16 protein-coding genes are annotated in these 17815 nt (G+C 66.3%); 8 read left to right on the top strand and 8 right to left on the bottom strand.

The genetic code is table 11. From position 1 onward, the window contains the following. Positions 1–11: 11 nt before the first annotated feature. The 5 genes from crcB to ACE3T8_RS02805 all read right to left on the bottom strand — a co-directional run bounded on the left by crcB (position 12) and on the right by ACE3T8_RS02805 (position 5750). The gene (gene crcB / locus ACE3T8_RS02825) at positions 12–416 is read right to left on the bottom strand and encodes a fluoride efflux transporter CrcB (RefSeq protein WP_374606625.1); all 405 of its coding nucleotides are present in this window, start codon (positions 414–416) and stop codon (positions 12–14) included. Next, positions 413–1714 (bottom strand): replication-associated recombination protein A, encoded by a 1302-nt coding sequence (locus ACE3T8_RS02820; protein WP_374606748.1) that lies wholly within the window; start codon positions 1712–1714, stop codon positions 413–415. Before ACE3T8_RS02820 ends, crcB begins: the two co-directional genes overlap by 4 nt. Before the next feature lie 157 nt (positions 1715–1871). Beyond that, positions 1872–2564, bottom strand: a complete 693-nt coding sequence (locus ACE3T8_RS02815; protein ID WP_374606624.1) for a hypothetical protein — start codon at positions 2562–2564, stop codon at positions 1872–1874. 105 nt (positions 2565–2669) lie between these two features. Beyond that, positions 2670–3287 carry an outer membrane lipoprotein chaperone LolA gene (lolA, locus tag ACE3T8_RS02810; RefSeq protein WP_374606623.1) on the bottom strand — a complete coding sequence of 206 codons (618 nt, stop codon included), beginning with the start codon at positions 3285–3287 and terminating at the stop codon, positions 2670–2672. 90 nt (positions 3288–3377) lie between these two features. Further along, on the bottom strand, positions 3378–5750 hold the full coding sequence (locus ACE3T8_RS02805; protein WP_374606622.1) for a DNA translocase FtsK: 2373 nt from the start codon (positions 5748–5750) through the stop codon (positions 3378–3380). A 292-nt stretch (positions 5751–6042) separates the two neighbouring features. Here ACE3T8_RS02805 and trxB point away from each other — a divergent pair, with 292 nt between their 5' ends. The 4 genes from trxB (at position 6043) to infA (ending at position 9336) form a co-directional block, all read left to right on the top strand. Continuing rightward, the gene (gene trxB / locus ACE3T8_RS02800; RefSeq protein ID WP_374606621.1) at positions 6043–6993 is read left to right on the top strand and encodes a thioredoxin-disulfide reductase; all 951 of its coding nucleotides are present in this window, start codon (positions 6043–6045) and stop codon (positions 6991–6993) included. Positions 6994–7100: 107 nt separating this feature from the next. Next, entirely contained in the window at positions 7101–8255 is a 1155-nt protein-coding gene (locus tag ACE3T8_RS02795; protein ID WP_374606620.1) for a GNAT family N-acetyltransferase, read from the top strand. Continuing rightward, the gene (gene aat / locus ACE3T8_RS02790; RefSeq protein WP_374606619.1) at positions 8252–9001 is read left to right on the top strand and encodes a leucyl/phenylalanyl-tRNA--protein transferase; all 750 of its coding nucleotides are present in this window, start codon (positions 8252–8254) and stop codon (positions 8999–9001) included. The genes ACE3T8_RS02795 and aat overlap by 4 nt, the downstream gene beginning before the upstream one ends. A gap of 116 nt (positions 9002–9117) precedes the next feature. Next, positions 9118–9336, top strand: a complete 219-nt coding sequence (infA, locus tag ACE3T8_RS02785; protein ID WP_028839405.1) for a translation initiation factor IF-1 — start codon at positions 9118–9120, stop codon at positions 9334–9336. A gap of 55 nt (positions 9337–9391) precedes the next feature. Here the strand turns inward: infA and clpA are convergent, their stop codons facing one another. Next, positions 9392–11671, bottom strand: a complete 2280-nt coding sequence (gene clpA, locus ACE3T8_RS02780; protein WP_374606618.1) for an ATP-dependent Clp protease ATP-binding subunit ClpA — start codon at positions 11669–11671, stop codon at positions 9392–9394. Between the two features lie 73 nt (positions 11672–11744). After that, entirely contained in the window at positions 11745–12074 is a 330-nt protein-coding gene (clpS, locus tag ACE3T8_RS02775; RefSeq protein WP_374352342.1) for an ATP-dependent Clp protease adapter ClpS, read from the bottom strand. Between the two features lie 88 nt (positions 12075–12162). Between clpS and ACE3T8_RS02770 the strand changes: the two genes are divergently transcribed. From ACE3T8_RS02770 to hflD, 4 genes are read left to right on the top strand one after another with little or no spacing between them, the layout of a single operon-like run. Continuing rightward, positions 12163–12633 carry a YbjN domain-containing protein gene (locus tag ACE3T8_RS02770; RefSeq protein ID WP_374606616.1) on the top strand — a complete coding sequence of 157 codons (471 nt, stop codon included), beginning with the start codon at positions 12163–12165 and terminating at the stop codon, positions 12631–12633. Between the two features lies 1 nt (position 12634). Beyond that, entirely contained in the window at positions 12635–13096 is a 462-nt protein-coding gene (locus ACE3T8_RS02765; protein ID WP_374606615.1) for an NUDIX hydrolase, read from the top strand. Beyond that, positions 13093–14217: a tRNA 2-thiouridine(34) synthase MnmA gene (mnmA, locus tag ACE3T8_RS02760; RefSeq protein WP_374606613.1), complete on the top strand. Its 1125-nt coding sequence runs from the start codon at positions 13093–13095 to the stop codon at positions 14215–14217. Before ACE3T8_RS02765 ends, mnmA begins: the two co-directional genes overlap by 4 nt. A gap of 5 nt (positions 14218–14222) precedes the next feature. Beyond that, entirely contained in the window at positions 14223–14822 is a 600-nt protein-coding gene (gene hflD / locus ACE3T8_RS02755; RefSeq protein ID WP_374606747.1) for a high frequency lysogenization protein HflD, read from the top strand. 363 nt (positions 14823–15185) lie between these two features. On the opposite strand, the gene acnB is transcribed toward hflD, so the two are convergent. Continuing rightward, positions 15186–17777 (bottom strand): bifunctional aconitate hydratase 2/2-methylisocitrate dehydratase, encoded by a 2592-nt coding sequence (gene acnB / locus ACE3T8_RS02750; RefSeq protein ID WP_374606611.1) that lies wholly within the window; start codon positions 17775–17777, stop codon positions 15186–15188. Between the last annotated feature and the right edge of the window lie 38 nt (positions 17778–17815).

The following is a 17815-nucleotide window of genomic DNA, read 5'->3' as shown; positions in this document are numbered from 1 at the left end:
GTCGCGCCCGGTCAGGGTGGAGCCGCACGCAGCGCCTCGGCCAGCCGCGCACCCGCCCAGACCAGCAGCAGGCCCGCGACCAGGGTGCCGCCGAGATAGGCCAGCAACAGGTCGTTGCGCTGCGCACGCGTGAAGAGCAGCGCTTCCAGCATCAAGGCCGAGAACGTGGTCAGGCCGCCCAGCACGCCGACGATCAGGAAGGCGCGCCAGTACAGCGCGCTTGTCCCGCGCCCTTCCAGCCAGACCGCGATGAAGCCCACCGCGAACGAACCAATGAGGTTCGCCGCCAGCGTGCCCCACGGAATGCCGTTGCCGAACGAACGCAGCAACGCGCCACCCAGGCAGAAACGCCCGGCCGCCCCCAGGGCGCCGCCGGCCATCACCAACAGCAGTTGCTGCGTCCAGCCGCCGGTCATCCATCACCCCGCTGCTTGCGCGCCTGTTCACGCGCGGTGCGCAAGGCATCCAGTTTTTCCTTGAGCTTGCCTTCCATCCCGCGGGTCGTCGGCGCGTAGTAAATGCGTTCGCCCATCGCGTCGGGGAAGCCGGTCTGGTCCAGCGCGATGCCACCGTCGGCATCGTGGTCGTACTGGTAATCCTTGCCGTAGCCCAGCGACCTCATGAGCTTCGTGGGCGCATTGCGGAAATGCAGCGGCACGTCCTGCGTGCCAAGCGCATCGACGTCCGCGCGCGCGGTGTTGTACGCGCGATAGGCCGCATTGGATTTCGCGGTGCTGGCCAGGTAGAGCGTGAGTTGGGCCAGCGCAAGTTCGCCCTCCGGCGAACCCAGCCGGTCGTAGGCGTCCCAGGACTCGATCGCCATCTGCAGGGCGCGCGGATCGGCCAGGCCGATGTCCTCCACCGCCATCCGGGTCAACCGCCGCGCCAGGTAGGCCGGGTCGGCACCGCCGTCCAGCATCCGCGCCAGCCAGTACAGTGCGGCATCCGGGTTGGAACTCCGCACGCATTTGTGCAGCGCCGAGATCTGGTCGTAGAACTGGTCGCCGCCCTTGTCGAAGCGGCGCGTGCGATCGGCCAGCACCTGGTGCAGGGTTGCCTCGCTGATCGTCCCGCCCTCGCCGTCGGCGATGTCCGCGGCGATCTCGAGCAGGGTCAGCGCACGCCGCACATCGCCATCGGCCGCACCGGCGATCTCGCGCAAGGCAGCATCGGTAACATCGAGGTTGCGCACGCCCAAACCGCGTTCGCCATCGTCCACGGCATGTCGCAGTGCGATGACGATGTCGTCGGCGGAAACCGCTTCGAGCACGTGTACGCGGCAACGCGACAACAACGCGGAATTCAGTTCGAACGAGGGATTCTCGGTGGTGGCGCCCACGAACAGGATGCTGCCGCGCTCGATATGCGGCAGGAAGGCGTCCTGCTGCGCCTTGTTGAAACGATGTACCTCGTCCACGAACAACACGGTTCGGCGGCCGCCCTCGAAGCGCGCCTGCGCCTCGGCCAGCACCTCGCGCACCTGCGGCAGGCCGGACAGCACGGCGGAGATCGCCACGAACTCGGCGTCGGCGTAGCGCGCCAGGAGCAATGCGAGCGTGGTCTTGCCGCAGCCGGGCGGGCCCCACAGGATCATCGAATGCACGCGTCCGCTCTCGACCGCGCGCCGCAGCGCGGATCCCGGCGCGAGCAGGCGACGCTGCCCGACCATATCGTTCAGGGTGCGTGGCCGCATGCGTTCGGCCAGCGGACGCATCGCCAGGACCTCCGCTGCATCCGCGATTCGCGACGTCCTGTCGCCGCCCGATTCGGCGGGCAGCAAGCTCATCTCGTCGGCGGTCTTGTGCTTCGCGGGTTTGGCCACGCGCCGATTCTACTCGGCGTGGTCTCGCCGGCAGCGACGATGATGGGTTTCAGCCGCCTACCACGTCGAAATCGTACTGCGTGTCCAGCCAGCGACCGCTGCCCTGTTCGTACAGCGCGCGAACCGTGACCGGAGCGGTCTCGCTGCCGTCGAAGCGGGCGATGCCCTGCGCCCGCACCACCAGCCGGCTCCCATCGTTGCCGATGACCTCTGCCTTGCGCAGCGACAGATCAACGTCTTGCGACGCGAATTCGTCGCCCATCGCCGCGCGCACCTGCGCCTGCAGGCCGGGCAGCGGCAGCTTGGGTGCAGCGGCAACACCCGTGCCCTCCAGCACGATGGCCGGACTCAGCACCGCTTGGGTATCAGTGTCGTACAGCGCCTCGAAACGGATCGGCAACCAGGCCGCGTCCCCGTCCAGTCGGATCTGTGCGGTGCCGTGTAGGGCGATGTCACGCAGGCTCGCTCGCTCGTTTTCGACCTTGCCCATCCGCAGCGCGACCTCGCGACCGGCGAAGCGGGTTTCGAGGGCACCGATCAATGCAGCGGCGGTGGCGTCGTCGATCGACGCAAGGATCCGCGAATCGAGCGCATTGCCGGCGGATTCGCGATCGTTGCTATGGCCCTCGACCACGACTGCATTCGGCGTGGTCGGGGTTCCCGCCTGCGCGACCAGCGCACCGGCCATCACGATGGCCAACGCGGCGGCAATGGCGGTGCGATTGAGTCCCTTGCGATCCATGGCGAGGCTTCCGTTCGTGGCGTTGCGTCAATTTGCGCATCGCCACGTGGAGCCAGTGTGAGGTGGACCGCGTCAGCCTGAATCGATGGCGAACAGGGCCTGCGATCAGCCGCCGATCACGTCCACGCCTTTCTGCGGCACATAGACGAAGGTGCCGCGGGCGAAGACCGGGTTGCGCTTCCAGCCGGTGAAGCTGATCCGTGTGCGCTGCCCGAGCGCGTCCACGTACTCCATCTGCGCCAGGCCCTTGTTGGCGAAGCCGAGCCGGGCCGACTTGAACGGCGCTTCCGCCTGTTTCGGGGTGAGTTGCAGCCATTCGATGCCGCCCGTCGTACCGGCGTCCTTGACCACGAAGTCGCGATCGAGCTTCGACGGATCCAGCAGGATCGCCAACGGGCTGCTGGCCTCCTCCACGCCCTGCGCACGACGGCTGACCTGCTGCAGGTCGGGGTCGTGCACCCACACGGTCTTGCCATCGGCGACGATCAACTGCGGATAAGGCTTCACGTATTCCCAGCGGAACAGGCGCGGTGCCGAGACCGCAACCCGGCCGCTGGAGATTTCCTTCTGCTTGCCACGCGCATCGAAGACCTGCTGGCTGAATTGCCCGTCCAGGCCCTTGAGGCCCTTGGTGAATGCGTTGAGCTCGTCGCGGGCACCCGCGTTGGCGATGTTGGCGGCCAGCAGCAGCGCAGCGGACAGGATGGTGGTAGCGGGCTTCATGCCAAATGTGTTCATGAGGTGTCTCCTGCAACGTTGGCCGCAGTGTGTCCGGGCAAAGCTGAATGCGACTGCACGGTTCACGTGCAGGCATCAGGGCCTTGGCGGTGGCGGCGCGATCACGGTGCGGTCGCCGTTGTGCTCGGGCGTGCTGACCACGCCCGCGGCCTCCATCGCCTCGACCAGGCGCGCGGCACGGTTGTAGCCGATCTTCAAACGACGCTGCACGCCGGAAATCGACGCACGCCGGGTCTCGGTGACGATCTTCACCGCCTCGTCGTACAGCGGGTCGGACTCGTCGCCGCCGCCGCTCGCCTCGGGCAGGCCGGTCGCGCCCACGCTGCTGCCGTCGTACATCGTCTGCGATTCTTCCAGCACGCCTTCGACGTAGTCCGGGCCGCCGCTCTGCTTGAGGTGTTCAACGACGCGATGCACTTCCTCGTCGCTGACGAACGCGCCGTGCACGCGGTCCGGCATCGCGGTGCCGGGTGGCAGGTACAACATGTCGCCATGGCCCAACAGGGTTTCCGCGCCGCTCTGGTCGAGGATGGTCCGGCTGTCGATCTTGCTGGAGACCTGGAACGCGATGCGGGTCGGGATATTCGCCTTGATCAGGCCGGTGATGACATCGACCGAAGGCCGCTGGGTGGCCAAAATCAAATGGATGCCGGCGGCGCGCGCCTTCTGCGCCAACCGCGCGATCAGCTCCTCCACCTTCTTGCCGACGATCATCATCATGTCGGCGAATTCGTCGATGAAGATGACGATGAACGGCAGCGTCTCCAGCTGGCGTGGCACCTCATCCAGGTCCGGATTCGGCTTGAACAACGGGTCCATCATCGGCTGGCCGCTGTCCAGCGCGTCCTTCACCTTCTTGTTGAAACCGGCCAGGTTGCGCACGCCGACCGCACTCATCAGCTTGTAGCGGCGCTCCATCTCGGCCACGCACCAGCGCAGACCGTTGCCGGCCTCCTTCATGTCGGTGACCACCGGCGCCAGCAGGTGCGGGATGCCCTGGTAGACGCTGAGCTCGAGCATCTTCGGGTCGATCATCAGCATCCGCAGGTCCTTCGCGGACGCCTTGTAGAGCAGCGACAGCACCATCGCGTTGACCGCCACCGACTTGCCCGAGCCGGTGGTGCCGGCGACCAGCAAATGCGGCATGCGCGCCAGATCGGCCACCGTCGGTCGTCCGGCGATGTCCTTGCCCAGCGCGAGGGTCAGTGGACTGGTGGACTTGTCGTATTCCTTCGAACGCAACAGCTCGCTGAGATAGATCATCTCGCGATGGGTATTCGGGGTTTCCAGGCCGATCACCGACTTGCCCGGGATCACGTCGACCACGCGCACCGACTTCACACTCAGGCCGCGGGCAATGTCCTTGTCCAGCGAGGAGATCTGGCTGACCTTCACGCCTGGCGCCGGCTGCACCTCGAAACGGGTGATCACCGGGCCGGGATAGGCGCCGACGACTTCGGCATCGATGCGGAAATCCTTGAGCTTGAACTCGATCTGCCGAGACAGCGTTTCCAGTGTCTCCTCGCTGTAACCCTTGGGCTGCGGCTTGGGATCGTCGAGCAGGGCCAGCGGCGGGATGCCGGACCCATCGGCCACATGGAACAGCGGGATCTGCTGCTCGCGCTTGGCGCGCTCGCTTTTTTCCACGACCGGTGCCGGCGGCGGTTCGATGCGCACCTTCTCGCGCTTGGCGCGCAATTCGCTGTCGACCTTGCGGGCCTCGACACGCTCCTCGCGGAACGCACGCGCTTCGCTCCAGTCATTGGCCTGCTGGGCGCCCTTGCGTGCGCCACGGGTCAACAGGCCCGGCAACGACAATGCAAAGGCGCCAATCCGGTCCATCACCGCCAGCCACGACAAACCGGTCGCCAAGGTCACCGAAATCAGGAACAGGCTGACCAGGAACAGGTTGGCGCCGACCGGGCCGAACCCGCGCAGCAGCGAGCGCCCGGTCAACTGGCCAAGGATGCCGCCGCTGCCCGCCGAAAAATCGTTCGACCCGCTGATCCGCAGGTACAGCAGGCCGCAGCTGGCGACCAGGAAACCGACGATCCCGACCAGGCGCAACGCGGGGCCGAGGTCGGCATCGCCGTCGCCATCGCTGTCCATGCCGAACAGCGCGATCCAGGCGATCGCGCCCAGCACGAACGGCAACAGGAACGCCACGTAGCCGGTCAGGTACAGCAATACGTCGGCGATCCAGGCGCCCACCCGCCCGCAGGCGTTCTGCAGCGGCGCGGTAATGCTGCCCGAATGCGACCAGCCGGGATCCGCGGGCGAATAGGTGACCAGGCTCGCAAGCAGGAACAGCAGCAACGGCGCGACCGCGATCAAGGCCAGATCGCGCCACAGGCGTTGCCGGCGCGGGTTCGCCGCCGCGCGCGGAGCCGCGGGTTTCGTTGCCGGTTTGCGACTGCTCTTGCCGGTCTCGGACGCGGTGCGTGCCACCTGTGATCAGGCCTCAGGAAGTTCCCCTAGGCCTTTGATAATACTTCAAAGTTTCATGCGTGCGCTGCGCAAGCGTACGACCGGCTGTTTGCGCTCGCTACGGCATCCCCGCGCATCCGGTGTGATCCACGCTGCAGGACATCGCCGCACACCGATTGCACGGCCACTGGTCTCGGGCGGACGACAGCGTTGCGGGCTGCGCGCCTTGTGCGGCGGCGACCCCGCCTCCAAGCTATGCACCGGCTGTGGATCAATCGATGCACGGAACAACCTGGCGCCCAAGCGAACCCCCATGACCCCGACCAAGCACACCCGTCTCCTGATCCTGGGCTCCGGCCCCGCCGGTTGGACCGCTGCCGTCTATGCGGCGCGCGCCAACCTGAAACCCGTGGTCGTCACCGGCATGGCGATGGGTGGCCAGCTGATGACCACCACCGAGGTCGACAACTGGCCGGGCGACGCCCACGGCCTGATGGGCCCGGACCTGATGGCGCGCATGCAGGCGCACGCGGAACGCTTCGATACCGAAACCGTGTTCGACCACATCCACACCGCCGACCTGTCGCAGCGCCCGTTCCGGCTGAAGGGCGACTCCGGCGACTACACCGCCGATGCGCTGATCATCGCGACCGGCGCCACCGCCAAGTATCTCGGCATCCCCTCCGAAGAGGCCTACAAGGGCCGCGGCGTCTCCGCCTGCGCCACCTGCGACGGTTTCTTCTACAAGGACCAGGACGTGGCGGTGATCGGCGGCGGCAACACCGCGGTCGAGGAAGCGCTGTACCTGTCCAACATCGCTCGCAAGGTCTACCTGGTGCATCGCCGCGACACCCTGCGCGCCGAGAAGATCATGCAGGACAAGCTGTTCGCCAAGATCGAGGCCGGCAAGATCGAGCCCGTCTGGCACCACACCGTGGACGAAGTGCTGGGCAATGATGCCGGCGTGACCGGCATGCGGGTCAAGTCGGTGCTCGATGGCAGCACCCGCGAGATCGCGGTGCACGGCTTTTTCGTCGCCATCGGCCACTCGCCGAACACTTCGCTGTTCGACGGCCAGCTGGCGATGAAGAACGGCTACCTCAGCATCCAGACCGGCCTGGAAGGCAACGCCACCCAGACCAGCGTGCCCGGCGTGTTCGCCGCGGGCGACGTCGCCGACCAGGTGTATCGCCAGGCAATCACCTCCGCCGGCTTCGGCTGCATGGCCGCGCTGGACGCCGAGAAGTTCCTGGACGGCGAGTAGCCGTGCTTGCGGATTGCCCTATCGGCAATCCGCGCGGCTGCGAGCAACCGGTCATGGATGGCCGGGCAGGACAGAGCCATGGACGGGAGTCGCGGTAGTCTTCGCCGATGCCTGAAATTCGCATGCACCGTGCGCTGTCGCAGATCCCCGCTGCCGATTGGGATGCCCTGCACGGCAGGCGCAACCCGTTCGTGGCGCATGCCTTCCTTTCCGGGCTGGAAACAACCGGTTGCTTGCGTGAGGACTGGGGCTGGACGCCGTGCCATCTGGGCCTGTGGGAAGGCGATGCGCTGGTCGCGGCGGCACCCGGCTACCTCAAGTCCAATTCGCACGGCGAATTCGTGTTCGACCACTCTTGGGCGCACGCCTATGCGCGGCACGGGCTGGACTATTTCGCGAAGTGGCTCGGTGCGGTGCCCTACTCGCCCGTGACCGGACCGCGCCTGCTCGCGCGCGATGAGGCGTCGAAGCGCGCGTTGCTGGATGCAATCGACGGCTTCCTGCAGCAGTCCGGCCTGTCCTCGGCGCACGTGAATTTCCACGATGCAGCGGACGAAAAAGCATTCGACAACGGCTGGCTGCTGCGCGAGGACATCCAGTACCACTGGCATAACGATGCGGGCTGGAACGACTTCGAGGACTTCCTCGCGGCGATGGACCACAAGCATCGCAAGAACATCCGCCAGGAGCGCCGCAGGGTGCGCGAGGCGGGCGTCACATTCCGCATCGTGCATGGCGACGAGGCCAGCGAAGCGGACTTGGCTGCGATGCACGGGTTCTACCTGCAAACCTTCGCCGAGTACGGCAATTCGCCGGCGCTGACGCTGGATTTCATCCGCCGCCTTGCGCGGGCGATGCCGCGGCAACTGGTCATCGTGCTGGCGGAACGCGTGGTTCGACAGGCTCACCACGAACGGAGGATTCCTGTCGCCGGGGCCCTGTGCCTGCGTGGCAGCGACACGCTCTACGGCCGCTACTGGGGCGCTGCAGAACTGCATGCGGGCCTGCATTTCGAGGCTTGCTACTACCAGGGGATCGAGTACTGCCTGCGCGAAGGCCTTGCCCGCTTCGAACCCGGCGCGCAGGGCCGGCACAAGATCGCCCGCGGCTTCCTGCCGACCCTCGTGCGCAGCCGGCACCGCATCGCCGATCCGCGCTTCGCCGAAGCGATCGGCGCATGGTGCGCGGAGGAACGCGTCTCGACCCGTGAGCACCTCCAGCAGTTGTATGCGCACTCGCCGTTCCGGGCTGCACCGGGATGAGCCTGCGCATCGCCCAACTGGATGACGATCCGCAAGCGCCCTTTCCGCCAGTCACGCAGGCGCTGACCGACCCCGATGGCCTGCTCGCGTTCGGCGGCGACCTGTCGCCGACTCGCCTGCTCAACGCCTATCGTCAGGGCATCTTCCCGTGGTTCTCGGAGGATGAGCCGCCCCTGTGGTGGAGTCCGTCGCGACGTGCGGTGTTCCGTACCGACGGCATCCGGTTGTCCTCCAGGCGCAGGCGCGAGCTGCGCAAGTCCGCGCTGGTCGTGCGTGCCGACACCTGTTTTCGCACGGTCATCGAAGCCTGCGCCCACCTGCCCCGACCCGGCCAGGACGGTGGGACGTGGATCACCGGCGCGATGGTCGAGGCCTATGTCGAACTGCACCGCCTTGGCCATGCGCACAGCATCGAGGTCTTCGATGGCGAGCTGCTTGTCGGCGGCCTGTATGGGCTGGCCATCGGCCGGATGTTCTGCGGGGAAAGCATGTATTCCGCGCAAACCGGCGCATCCACCATCGCCCTCGCGGCCCTCGCCCGCCGGTTGCACGCATGGGGCTGGCCGTTGATCGACGCGCAGGTGCCCAATGCGCATACCCGCAGCCTGGGTGTGCAGGCCTGGCCGCGCGACGAGTACCTGCGCGCCCTTGCCGAGCTGCGCACGCAAGCCAGCCACACCGGGTCGTGGACCAAGGCCTTCGGCACGATGCCGGCCTCCCTGCTGGCGCACCCACCGGCGGATTAACGGGATTTTTGCAAGCCCCGGCCCCACGTGTCAGAATGCCGCGCTTTCGGGTCGCGGTCGCGGCCCAGGCTTCAAGCCAGCAACCTCACGCTCCAAACGCAGGAATACCACCCACAGTGGCAAAAGACGACGTCATCGAATTTGAAGGCACGATCTCCGAGACCCTCCCGAACACCATGTTCCGGGTCAAGCTGGAGAACGGCCACGAGATCATCGCGCACATCTCCGGACGCATGCGCAAGAACTACATCCGCATCCTCACGGGCGACCGGGTCAAGGTGGAAATGACCCCCTACGACCTGACCAAGGGACGCATCACGTACCGCCATCGTTGATTGGCGGCAAGAAAAAGGCGGCCAATGGCCGCCTTTTTTTGTTGCCTGGATCGTCTTACTCGACCACCGCCGGGAGCAGCTTCTCCGGTTCGGCCTGCACGTCCAGCGCCAACTCGCCATCGGCCGCATCCAGCGACACGCGGCCACCCGCGACCAGTTTGCCGAACAGCAGTTCGTCGGCCAGCGGGCGCTTGATCCGGTCCTGGATCAGGCGCGCCATCGGGCGTGCTCCCATCAAGGGGTCGAAGCCGTGCTGGGCGAGCCAGTCGCGCGCGGCCGGGGTGGCCGACAGGGTGACCTGCTTTTCGTGCAGCAGCATCTCCAACTCGATCAGGAACTTGTCGACCACCCGCAGGATGTGATCGAAGCCGAGCGCCTGGAACTGCACCACCGCATCGAGCCTGTTGCGGAATTCCGGGGTGAACCCGCGACGGATCACTTCCATCGCATCGGTGCTGTGGTCCTGCTTGGTGAAGCCGATGCTGCGCCGCGCGGCCTGGCTCGCGCCGGCGTTGGTGGTCATCACCAGGATCACGTTGCGGAAGTTCGCCTCGCGGCCATTGGTGTCGGTCAGCACGCCGCGGTCCATGACCTGCAGCAGGATGTTGAAGATATCCGGGTGCGCCTTCTCGATCTCGTCCAGCAGCAGCACGCAGTGCGGCGTCTTGACGATCTTCTCGGTGAGCAGGCCGCCCTGGTCGAAGCCGACGTAGCCCGGTGGCGCACCGATCAGGCGGCTGACCGAATGCGATTCCATGTATTCGGACATGTCGAAGCGGACCAGCTCGATGCCGAGCTGCATCGCCAGTTGCTTCGTCACTTCCGTCTTGCCCACGCCGGTCGGGCCGGCGAACAGGAAGTTGCCGATCGGCTTGTCGGGATTGCCCAGGCCGGAGCGCGCAAGCTTGATCGCAGAGGTGAGGCTGGTGATCGCCGGATCCTGGCCGAAGATCACCATCTTCAGGTTGCGATCCAGGTGCTGCAGCACGTCCTTGTCGGAACTGCTGACCTGCTTGGGCGGGATCCGCGCCATCTTGGCGACGATGGTCTCGATTTCCTCGACATCGATCAGGCTCTTGCGCGCGTCGACCGGCATCAGCCGCTGGCGTGCGCCGGCTTCGTCGATCACGTCGATCGCCTTGTCCGGCAGCAGGCGGTCGCCGATGTGCTTCACCGACAGATCGACCGCGGCCTTGATCGCGTCATCGGCATAGCTGACGCCGTGGTGCGCCTCGTACTTCGGCTTCAGGCCCTTGAGGATCTCGATGGCCTCGCCCACCGTCGGCTCGACGATGTCGATCTTCTGGAAACGCCGCGCCAGCGCGCGATCCTTCTCGAAGATGCCGCGGTATTCCTGGAACGTGGTAGAGCCGATGCAGCGCAGCTCGCCATTCGCCAGCACCGGCTTGATCAGGTTGGAGGCATCCATGGTCCCGCCGCTCGCCGAGCCCGCGCCGATGATGGTGTGGATCTCGTCGATGAACAGGATCGCGTGCGGGAGTTTCTTCAACGCCGCCAGCACGCCCTTCAGGCGCTTCTCGAAATCGCCGCGGTACTTCGTGCCGGCAACCAGTGCGCCGAGGTCAAGCGAATAGATCACTGCCTCGACCAGCACCTCGGGCACGTCGCCTTCGACGATGCGCTTGGCCAGTCCTTCAGCCAGTGCGGTCTTGCCCACGCCGGCCTCGCCCACGTACAGCGGGTTGTTCTTGCGGCGGCGGCAGAGCACCTGGATGGTGCGTTCCACTTCCTCGGAGCGGCCCACGAGCGGATCGATCTTGCCGGCCAGGGCGAGGTCGTTGAGGTTGCCGGTGAACTCGGCCAGCGGATCGCTCTTGGAATCGCCCTCGCCACCCTCGGCCTTGCCCTCGCCGTCCTGCGACTGCGGGGCCTGCTCGTCGCCCTGCCGGGCAACGCCATGCGAGATGTAGTTGACGACATCGAGCCGGTGCACATCCTGCTGGTTGAGGAAGTAGACGGCGTGCGAATCCTTTTCGCCGAACACCGCGACCAGCACGTTGGCGCCGGTGACTTCCTTCTTGCCGGACGACTGCACATGGTAGACCGCACGCTGCAGCACGCGCTGGAAGCCCAGCGTGGGCTGGGTATCGCGACCGTCGTCTTCCGCCAGCCGGTTGACCGACACCTCGATGGCCTCTTCCAGCTCATGGCGCAGGCGCGGGATATCGGCGTTGACGGCCTTCAGCACGGCCTCCGCCGACGGATTGTCGAGCAGTGCCAGCACCAGGTGCTCGACGGTCATGAATTCGTGGCGCGCATCGCGTGCGCGCTTGTAGCACTGGCCGATGCTGTGCTCGAGGTCCTTGCTGAACATGGGGGCGAAACCCTCCGGAACGACTGCTTCCTATGTAGGGGGCATTCGCCCGCGGTACAAGTGCCGTCCGCGACTACGCCCGCTCCATCGTGCACAGCAACGGATGCTGGTTCAGCCTGGCGTACTCGTTCACCTGCGCCACCTTGGACTCGGCGATCTCGCGGGTGAACACCCCGCAGACCCCGCGGCCACGCGTATGCACGTGCAACATCACCTGCGTCGCGCGCTCCAGGTCGAGGGTGAAGAAACGCATCAGCACGTCGACCACGAAGTCCATCGGGGTGTAGTCGTCGTTCAGCAGGAAGACGGAATACAGCGGCGGCCGCGCCGTGTCCGGCTTGGCGGGCGCGACCACGACGCCATGGTCGTGCTCGTGATGGGGGTTGTCGGGCGTCTGGGGCATGGGCGAATTATACGGAGCCGCGCCGGCGGCGGCGTGGACGCTGGCCTGCCATGGCCGGCACAATGGTGCCGTCACCAGGAGCCCAGCGATGCACGTCACCCGTCTTGCCATTGCCGCATTTCTCGCGCTTGCGGCCCCGTGCGCGAGTGCCGCCGATCCCGCCCTCGAAGCGCTGCTGAAGGCCGCGGATATCCCCTTCGAGGTCGACGACGACGGCGATTACAAGGTCGTGTACGAATGGTCCAAGGACAAGCGCTCGCAACTGGTCTACATCTCCGGGACGCCCGAAGAACTGGACGGGGTGAAACTCTACGAAATCTTCTCGCCCGCGAAGGTGATCGACGACGCGACGATCGACCCTGCGCTCGCCAGGCGATTGCTTGGCGACAATGCCAAATACAAGTTCGGCGCTTGGGAACTCGCGGGGAAGAACCTGTATTTCGGCGGCAAGATCCCGGTCGGGATTTCCGCCGCCCACTTCGAAACCCTGGTGGACGTGATCGCCGGCACCGCCGACGACATGGAACACGAGCTGACCCCGGGCAAGGACGACCTCTGAGATGAGTTATCGCGAGGGTCGTTTCTGGCAGCCCGACGTGACCGTGGCCACGCTGGTGGTGCGCGACGGCCGCTTGTTGTGCGTGGAGGAGCGGGCCAACGGGCAACTGGTGATCAACCAGCCGGCCGGGCACCTGGAGCCGGACGAAAGTCTCATCGAAGCGGCGGTGCGCGAAACCCGCGAGGAAACCGGCTGGAACGTGCGGGTGACCCACCTGGTCGGGGCCTACCAATGGAAGGCGGAGACCGGGCGCCACTATCTGCGCTTCGCCTTCGGCGCCGAACCGATCGACGAAATCCCGGGCGCGAAGCTCGACGAGGGCATCGTGCGTGCGCTGTGGCTGGCACCCGCCGAATTGCAGGCATTGGCACCGCGCCATCGCAGTCCGCTGGTCTGGCGCTGCGTTGCCGACCACCTCGGCGGCAGCCGGCATCCGCTGGACCTGGTGCGGCAACTGGCATGAGTGCGGCCCGCATCGTCGTCGGCATGTCGGGGGGCGTGGATTCGTCGGTCGCCGCCCTGCTCCTGCACGATGCCGGCTTCGACGTCACTGGCTTGTTCATGCAGAACTGGGCGGATGACGGTTCGGGCGACTGCAGGGCCGAAGACGACCGCCGCGATGCGGTCGCGGTGAGCGGAAAGCTGGGCCTGCCGATCCGTTTCCGCGATTTCTCGAGTGAATACTGGGGCGGCGTGTTCCGGCATTTCCTCGACGAGTACGCCGCAGGCCGTACCCCCAACCCGGACGTGCTGTGCAACCGCGAGATCAAGTTCAAGCACTTCCTCGATGCCGCACATGACCTCGGCGCTGAGGCCATTGCGACCGGCCACTACGCCCGCGTCGACTGCGTGAACGGTCGTTACCGATTGCTCCGGGCCAGGGATCGCGGCAAGGACCAGAGCTATTTCCTGCACCAATTGGGGCAGCGGCAACTGGCCGCCACGCGCTTCCCGCTGGGCGAGCTGCACAAGGACGAGGTGCGCCGGATCGCCGCGGAACAGCAACTGCCGACCGCGACCAAGAAGGATTCGACGGGTATCTGCTTCATCGGCGAACGCGATTTCCGCGAGTTCCTTGGCCAATACCTGCCAGCCCGCAGCGGCGAGATCCGCGATCCTGCCGGCAACCGGGTCGGTGAACATCCGGGCGTCTTCTATTACACGCTCGGCCAGCGCGAAGGACTGCACATCGGTGGCGTGCGCGGCCGCGCGCAGGCACCGTGGTTCGTGGTCGGCAAGGATGTCGAGCGCAACTTGCTGTACGTCGACCAGGGCCACGACAGTCCGTGGTTGCAGTCGCGATCCTTGCGCACCGAGGCGATGCACTGGATCGCCGGCGATGCGCCGGCCACGCGCTTCGCCTGCACGGCACAGACACGCTACCGGCAACCGGACGAAGCCTGCGAGGTCGAGGTGCACGAGGACGGCAGCGTCGGCGTGCGATTCGCGCGCGCGCAACGCGCGGTCACGCCCGGGCAATCGCTGGTGCTCTACGACGGCGACGTTTGCCTGGGTGGCGCGGTCATCCTGCACACCGATGCACCTGCAGTTGCACACGAAATCACAAGGAACGACGCTGCATGAGTGACATGGAAGACCGCGTACTCGCCCTGGCCGGCGTGCTGCAGGCGCTGGCGCAAGTGCGCCGGATCGCCGAGACCGGACAGTCGGAGACCGCACAGGCGCGGGTCGCGATGGACAGCGTGTTCCGCATCGACGCCGCCACGACCCAGGCAGTCTATGGCGATGCCGGTGCGGTCAACGCCGGCCTGCGCCTGCTGCGCAATTACCTGGCCAACAACGAGCGCGACGAAACCCTGGCCAAGCTCGGGCTCTCGGTGCTGCAACTGGAACGTCGCTTCCAGGGCGATGCCGGCATCGTGCACAAGGTGCAGACCGGGATCAGCGCGTTGTCGGCGCCCGCCGAGCGACTGGGCAGCACGCATCCGGACGTGATCGCCGGCCTCGGCAGCCTGTATGCGGACACGGTCAGCACCCTGCGTCCGCGGGTGATGGTGCAAGGCAACCCGCATTACCTGGGGCAGGCTGGCGTGGTCGCCGAAGTCCGCGCGCTGTTGTTGGCTGCCTTGCGTTCCGCCGTGTTGTGGCGGCAGAACGGCGGCAGTTTGTGGGATTTCGCTTTTCAGCGTCGGCAGATGGCAGAGGCGATCGACGGGCTTTTGCGCTGAGGTTGTTGTTCATTGCATGCAGGTCGCTCGGCAGCGGGGCTATTCCGGCGAATGTCCCCCGGCAGCGATGAAGCCGCTGCCTCCTCCTTGATTTCGCCAAAATAGCCCCGCTGCCAAACGCCCTGCCCGACCATCAGAGACGAGTGATGGAAAGGCTCGCTCTGCCAGACCACAACACGACATGAAGATCGCCCGATGGCTGGCCTCCAACCGCGAAATCAAGGGGGAGCCAGCGGCTTCATCGCTGGCGGAGGACATTCGCGGTTGGAGGCCGGCCGTCGGGCGATACGCGATGACCAATTCTCCCGCGCAAATGAAAACGCCCGGCATTGCCGGGCGTTTTGCATGCATCGCAGATCTCGATCAGGCCGCGACGGTATCCGCCACGTCCTTGTACTCGCCGATCTGGTCGAAGTTCATGTAGCGATAGATCTTCTCACCATTGGCATTCACCACGCCGATGTCCGCCATGTATTCCTCACGGGTCGGAATGCGGCCCAGGCGCGAGCAGATCGCCGCGAGCTCCGCCGAGCCCAGGTACACATTGGTGTTGCGACCCAGGCGGTTCGGGAAGTTGCGGGTCGACGTGGACATCGCGGTGGCGCCTTCGCGGATCTGCGCCTGGTTGCCCATGCACAGCGAGCAGCCCGGCATCTCCATGCGCGCGCCGGCGGCACCAAAAGTGCCGTAATGGCCTTCCTTGGTCAGTTCGGCCGCGTCCATCTTGGTCGGCGGTGCCACCCACAGGCGCGTGGGGATGTCGCGCTTGCCTTCCAGCAGCTTCGCGGCGGCGCGGAAATGGCCGATGTTGGTCATGCACGAGCCGATGAACACCTCATCGATGGTCGCACCGGCCACGTCGGACAGCGTCTTGGCATCGTCCGGATCGTTGGGGCAGCACACGATCGGCTCGATCACTTCGTTGAGGTCGATCTCGATGACCGCGGCGTATTCGGCATCGGCATCCGGCTGCAGCAGCTGCGGTGCGGCCAGCCACGCTTCCATCTTGGCGATGCGGCGGGCCAGCGAGCGCGCGTCGGCATAGCCTTCGGCGATCATCCACTTCAGCAGGGTGATGTTGCTGGTCAGGTATTCGACGATCGGCGCTTCGTTGAGGCGCACCGTGCAACCGGCGGCCGAACGTTCCGCCGAGGCGTCGGCCAGCTCGAATGCCTGTTCGATCTTCAGGTCCGGCAGGCCTTCGATCTCGAGGATGCGGCCGGAGAAGATGTTCTTCTTGCCCTGCTTCGCCACGGTCAGCAGGCCGGACTTGATCGCGTACAGCGGGATCGCGTGGACCAGGTCGCGCAGGGTGACGCCCGGCTGCAGCGTACCCTTGAAGCGCACCAGCACCGATTCCGGCATGTCCAGCGGCATCACCCCGGTGGCCGCGGCGAACGCGACCAGGCCCGAGCCGGCCGGGAACGAAATACCGATCGGGAAGCGCGTGTGCGAGTCGCCGCCGGTGCCGACAGTGTCCGGCAACAGCATGCGGTTGAGCCAGCTATGGATGATGCCGTCCCCCGGGCGCAGGGCGATGCCGCCGCGGGTGGAGATGAAATCCGGCAGGGTGTGGTGGGTCTTGACGTCCACCGGCTTCGGATAGGCCGCGGTGTGGCAGAACGACTGCATCACCAGGTCGGCGCTGAACCCCAGGCAAGCCAGGTCCTTCAGCTCGTCGCGGGTCATCGGACCGGTGGTGTCCTGCGAACCCACCGAGGTCATCTTCGGTTCGCAGTAGGTGCCCGGGCGTACGCCCTGCCCTTCGGGAAGGCCGCAGGCGCGACCGACCATTTTCTGCGCCAGGGTGAAGCCCTTGCCAGTGTCGGCCGGCTGCTGCGGCAGGCGGAACAGGGTCGATGCCGGCAGGCCCAGCGCCTCGCGCGCCTTGGCGGTCAGGCCGCGGCCGATGATCAGCGGGATGCGGCCGCCGGCACGCACCTCGTCGAACAGCACCTCGGACTTGACCTGGAACTCGGCGATGACATCACCGTTCTTGAGCGCCTTGCCATCGTACGGGCGCAACTCGACCACGTCGCCGTGGTGCATCTGCGACACGTCGAGTTCGATCGGCAGCGCGCCGGCATCTTCCATCGTGTTGTAGAAGATCGGCGCGATCTTCGAGCCCAGGCAGACGCCACCGAAGCGCTTGTTCGGGATGTACGGGATATCCTCTCCGGTGAACCACAGCACGCTGTTGGTGGCCGACTTGCGCGACGAACCGGTGCCGACCACGTCGCCGACGTACGCGACCAGGTGGCCCTTGTCCTTCAGCGCCAGGATCTGCGCGATCGGGCCGCGCTTGCCGTCTTCCTCCGGCACGAACGGCGCGTCGGGCCGCGCGTTCTTGAGCATCGCCAGCGCATGCAGCGGGATGTCCGGTCGGGTGGTCGCGTCGGGCGCCGGCGACAGGTCGTCGGTATTGGTTTCGCCCGGCACCTTGAACACGGTGATGGTCAGCGAGGCCGGCACTTCGGGCTTGCTGGTGAACCATTCGGCGTTGGCCCAGCTCTGCAGCACGGCCTGCGCGTTGGCATTGCCGGCATTCGCTTTTTCCTGCACGTCGTGGAAGGCATCGAACACCAGCAGGGTGTGCTTCAGCGCATCGGCGGCGATGGCGCCGACCACCGCATCGTCCAGCAGCTCGATCAGCGGGTGCACGTTGTAGCCACCGAGCATGGTGCCCAGCAGCTCAGTGGCGCGCGCGCGCGAAATGAGCGGATTGGTTTCCGTGCCGAAGGCCAGCGCGGCCAGGTAGCTGGCCTTGACCTTGGCGGCATCGTCCACGCCCGCCGGGACGCGGTTGGTGATCAGGTCGACCAGGAATTGTTCCTCGCGGGCGGGTGGCGCCTTCAACAGCTCGATGACTTCGGCGGTCTGTTGCGCGCTCAGCGGCAGCGGCGGGATGCCGAGGGCGGCGCGTTCGGCGGCGTGGTGGCGATAGGCTTCCAGCATGGGGGCGTCTCCGGGGAAAGTTGCAACGGGTATCGGGT

Origin of the sequence: Thermomonas sp., assembly GCF_041919455.1 — a bacterium.
In the GTDB taxonomy this organism is placed as follows: domain Bacteria; phylum Pseudomonadota; class Gammaproteobacteria; order Xanthomonadales; family Xanthomonadaceae; genus Thermomonas.
This window is presented reverse-complemented; position numbering and strand designations above follow the sequence as displayed.